At 57.4% G+C, this 3,708-nt stretch carries 6 protein-coding genes; 1 reads left to right on the top strand and 5 read right to left on the bottom strand.

What is annotated here, in order from left to right; all coding sequences use genetic code 11:
- Positions 1–48: 48 nt before the first annotated feature.
- The 4 genes from ABYV89_RS15410 to ABYV89_RS15395 are packed head-to-tail and all read right to left on the bottom strand — an operon-like array spanning position 49 to position 2,725.
- Positions 49–759: a class II glutamine amidotransferase gene (locus ABYV89_RS15410; RefSeq protein WP_432823820.1), complete on the bottom strand. Its 711-nt coding sequence runs from the start codon at positions 757–759 to the stop codon at positions 49–51.
- Positions 760–1,290 (bottom strand): spore maturation protein, encoded by a 531-nt coding sequence (locus ABYV89_RS15405; RefSeq protein ID WP_432823819.1) that lies wholly within the window; start codon positions 1,288–1,290, stop codon positions 760–762.
- The gene (locus ABYV89_RS15400) at positions 1,287–1,862 is read right to left on the bottom strand and encodes a nucleoside recognition domain-containing protein (protein ID WP_432823818.1); all 576 of its coding nucleotides are present in this window, start codon (positions 1,860–1,862) and stop codon (positions 1,287–1,289) included. The genes ABYV89_RS15405 and ABYV89_RS15400 overlap by 4 nt, the downstream gene beginning before the upstream one ends.
- Positions 1,859–2,725 (bottom strand): S66 peptidase family protein, encoded by an 867-nt coding sequence (locus ABYV89_RS15395; RefSeq protein ID WP_432823817.1) that lies wholly within the window; start codon positions 2,723–2,725, stop codon positions 1,859–1,861. The genes ABYV89_RS15400 and ABYV89_RS15395 overlap by 4 nt, the downstream gene beginning before the upstream one ends.
- Positions 2,726–3,093: 368 nt before the next feature.
- Here ABYV89_RS15395 and ABYV89_RS15390 point away from each other — a divergent pair, with 368 nt between their 5' ends.
- The gene (locus ABYV89_RS15390; RefSeq protein ID WP_432823816.1) at positions 3,094–3,366 is read left to right on the top strand and encodes an Abi family protein; all 273 of its coding nucleotides are present in this window, start codon (positions 3,094–3,096) and stop codon (positions 3,364–3,366) included.
- A 172-nt stretch (positions 3,367–3,538) separates the two neighbouring features.
- On the opposite strand, the gene ABYV89_RS15385 is transcribed toward ABYV89_RS15390, so the two are convergent.
- Positions 3,539–3,708, bottom strand: a 170-nt coding sequence (locus ABYV89_RS15385) for a transposase (RefSeq protein WP_432823821.1), incomplete at its 5' end; no start/stop codon positions are given.

Below are 3,708 nucleotides of genomic sequence, written 5' to 3'. Positions count from 1 at the left end.
TGATGGCGAGCTGTGCATAGTGAGGTTGTAGGGCAGGGGCTGGCAGCTTTATGACCCGGTGACGTTCATCGCCAGGAATTCTTCCTGGGCCATCATCTCCCAGTGGAGACTGTCATCGAGGGGCTCGGAAGAAATCAGGCAGGAGTTCTCAGAGGTCGCCCTGTAGAGTGAGTAGTAGTCCGCTTCTTTGGCATAATCACGGTAGGCGTAGAATGTCTTGCCATCGCTGAACAGGCAGTTCAGGGCCGAAAATTTGTGGTTCTGCTGGATGATCGCCGCCGAATCGAGAAACGCCCGACCGAGATCCGGCGCCTTTTGGCTCAGGACGTGGTAGAAGAGCACCTCGGTGTCGCGGGCGTCGTCGGGCAGCTCCGGCCGGTCCATGGCGGGGAGCAGGTTCTGGTAATCGTAGACCACGCCGTTATGAAAAAAGACGGTGTTGCCGAGGAAGAACGGGTGGGCGTGGCGGGTGCTGGAGGTGTTCGCCCAGGCGGATTTGCGCAGGTGCAGGATCATCGCCGGCGAGGTCCGCGCTGCGCGCAGGAGGTCGAAGACCTGATCGGCTTCATCCAGCATGTTGCCGCCGCTCTTGTGCACGACCAGCTGCCCTTGTTGATAGAAGGCCAGCCCCCAGCCGTCCTCGTGGCCGGGCGGGTCGCCGGTCATGACGATGCCGCTGCGCGCCAGGCCGCAGAAGCGGGCCACAATTTTCTCATGCTTGGTATAGTCGAAATGGGTGATTCCTAGAACTCGGCACATTTAGAAAAACCACCTCGCAACGGTAATGGCCACCACGATGCCGATAAAATCCGCCAGCAGGCAGACCGGCACCAGGTAACGGGTTTTTTTGATGCCGACGGCGCCCAGGTAGACGGCCAGCACGTAAAAAGTGGTTTCGGCGCTCCCCATGATCACCGCCGTCATCTGGGTGGCCATGGAGTCGGCGCCGGTGGTCTGGACGATGTCGGTGAAGAGTGCGGTCGAGGCGCTGCCGGAGAGCGGCTTGATGATCGCCATGGAGACGGCTTCGATCGGGATATTCAGAAAGCCGAAGACGCGGTAAAAGGCGTCCCTCAGCACGTCGAAAGCGCCGGAGGCCTGGAACCCCTTGATGGCCACGAAGATGGTCAACAGGTAGGGGAAGATTTTGAGGATAATCGCCGGCCCTTCCTTGGCCCCGGCGACGAAGGAGTCGTAGACCCGGACCTTCTTCGCGGTTCCGTAGAGAACCGTGAAGAGGATGAAGAGCGGGATAATCAGCAGCGAGAGGTATTCAATCGATTCGATCATCGGAACATCTTCCTGAACGCGGCCAGAATCAGCAGCGCCGTCATGGTCGAGATGGCGGTGGCTATCAGCACGGGAAAGACGACCGCGGCCGGATTGCTGTGTCCGAAACTGGCCAGGATGCCGATCACCGAGAAGGGGATCAGCTGGATGCTGGCGGTGTTGATGACGATGAAGGTCATCATCTCGGGGGTGATGGACCCTTTGTCCTCATTGAGCGAATCGAGGTCCTGCATGGCCTGGATCCCCAGCGGGGTGGCCGCGTTGCCGAGGCCGAACAGGTTGGCCAACACATTCAGGGTGATCGCCGTGATGGAGGGATGATCGCCGGGAATGTTTTTGAACAGGCGGCAGATGATCGGCTTGAACAGGTGCGCGATGCGGTAGATCAGGCCGGAGTCTTCCAGGATTTTGGTGATCCCCAGCCAGACCGAGACGATGCCGAGCAGGTAGAGTGAGACTTCCACCGCCGATTTGGCGCCGTCGAAGATCGACTTGGTGAACGCCTCCAGGTTGCCGGTGAAGATGGCGAAGACGATGCTGACGCAAATCATGATCAGCCAGAGGACGTTCACCGATGGCCCCCGGGGAAGTCGATGTTCCGGATCAGCAGCTGCTTGGGCTCCGTATTCAGCTCCACCTCGGCCCCGACCGGAAGGGTGATCTTGTTCGCCACATGGCCGATGTAGGGGCAATGCACCACCGGGAAGTCCAGCTCCATTTGCGAGGCCAGGATGTCATAGACCTGCTTGCTTCTGATGCCGCGGAAATCGCCGAGAATGAGCCCTTTGATCCCCTTGAACTTGCCGGCCAGAATCCACTGGGTCAGGTAACGATCCACCTGGTGCAGCTTCTCGTCGACATCTTCCAGAAACAGGATCGCGCCCTTCGTGTCGATTTCCCAGTCGGTATCGATCAGCGCGGTCAGGGTAATCAGGTTGCCCCCTTTCAGAATCCCGCTGGCCGAGCCGGGACGGTAGACCTTGCAAGGGGCGCCTTTGAGCAGGTTCTTCTCCGGATAGCCGTCTACGGCGTTGCCCAGCGACTTCAGGGTGAAGGGCGTCGGCGCATCCAGGTTGATCACCATGGGGGCATGCAGGGTCACCAGTCCGGTGCGCTCGAAGATCGGGTTGAGCAGGGCGGAGAGGTCGCTGAAGCCGGCGAGGATTTTGGGGTGTTGTTTGATCAGGTCGAAGTCGATGAACGGCAGGGATTTCATCGCGCTGTACCCCCCGCGCAAGGCCAGGATCATGTCGACGTCGGGATCGGCAAAGGCCCGGTGGAGCTGCTCGGCCTTCTCCTGCGGCGAGGGGAGCACCTTCGGGAATTCCGGATTGATGACGTGATACCCTAACTGCTTGAGCTGCTTGATGCCAGCGGAAAAATCGCGTTTTTTCTTGATCAGATAGCTGGGGGTGACGATATAGACGTTCTTCACGGGGGCTCTCCGCACGGTTGGTGAAATTTGCGCCAATTTAGCGCCAATTCGGGCCAAATACAACCGGATTGACTTTCTTTCTTTTTGCCGCGACAAAACCAAGCTAGAATATGAAGCTGTTCTCACCGCGGCAGCAGTTCCCCGTCCTCGGTGCAAAGGATGCCGCCGATTTGAGACTGGTTGAAGATCGAATTCTGACGAAAATCGCGAGGGTTAGCTCATGATGAATGCTGTATGCGGAGCATATTTTTACTTGCGTTCTGACCGCATTGCGGGTATTAGTTGTAGCAACAACACCTCCCAAGCCTATCCGGCAGCTTGCTGCCGTGACGCTCAAACCGGGAGGTTAATTTTTTCTGGGGGCAACCATGCGGTATGTTAAGGTGCCCCTTTCCATTGAAGACCAGGCCCAACGCCTCCAAGACCGTGGCCTGACCTGCGACAATCCCGACCGACTTAAGCATTACCTCGCCCATATCGGTTATTACCGACTGAGTGCGTACTGGCTTCCATTCGAACGCCCTGCAGAAGAAGCCCTGACTCGCAATCACTTGTTTTTGCCGGGCACTTCCTTCGATGCAATTCTGAGTCTTTACATCTTTGACCGCAAACTCCGCCTACTGGTTATGGACGCCATCTAACGAGTCTGTAGAAAAACCATCTTCACAGGGTCCAACTCACCCCTGATCTCGAATTTTTAAATCTTCTGTGAAAAGCCCACCCAGCAAATGTCCATAGCCACATGTTCATCATTCCTGCTGCTTTTGGCGCTTCATGGTCGCATTCTGGGCCGTTAACTGGCTTCATCTTCCTCTATGCCGCCCAACCGTAACGGTGAATCTTGAAAATGTTGTGCAGCATTGTCATCAGCTTCCATTGGCCGTTGACCTTGTCCCTGCCTCGCAAGGAGAAGCGTCTGAGACCCAAGGTTTCGCGGATGTTGCCGAAGACCGGCTCGACGATGCCCAGACGCCTGCTGTAGG

Source organism: Trichloromonas sp. (assembly GCF_041583255.1).
GTDB lineage: Bacteria > Desulfobacterota > Desulfuromonadia > Desulfuromonadales > Trichloromonadaceae > Trichloromonas.
This window is presented reverse-complemented; position numbering and strand designations above follow the sequence as displayed.

Bases quoted from the DNA above. Each gene is read 5' to 3' on its own strand.
- ABYV89_RS15405 (WP_432823819.1), bottom strand. From the start codon at position 1,290: ATGATCGAATCGATTGAATACCTCTCGCTGCTGATTATCCCGCTCTTC.
- ABYV89_RS15390 (WP_432823816.1), top strand. From the start codon at position 3,094: ATGCGGTATGTTAAGGTGCCCCTTTCCATTGAAGACCAGGCCCAACGC.
- ABYV89_RS15410 (WP_432823820.1), bottom strand. From the start codon at position 759: ATGTGCCGAGTTCTAGGAATCACCCATTTCGACTATACCAAGCATGAG.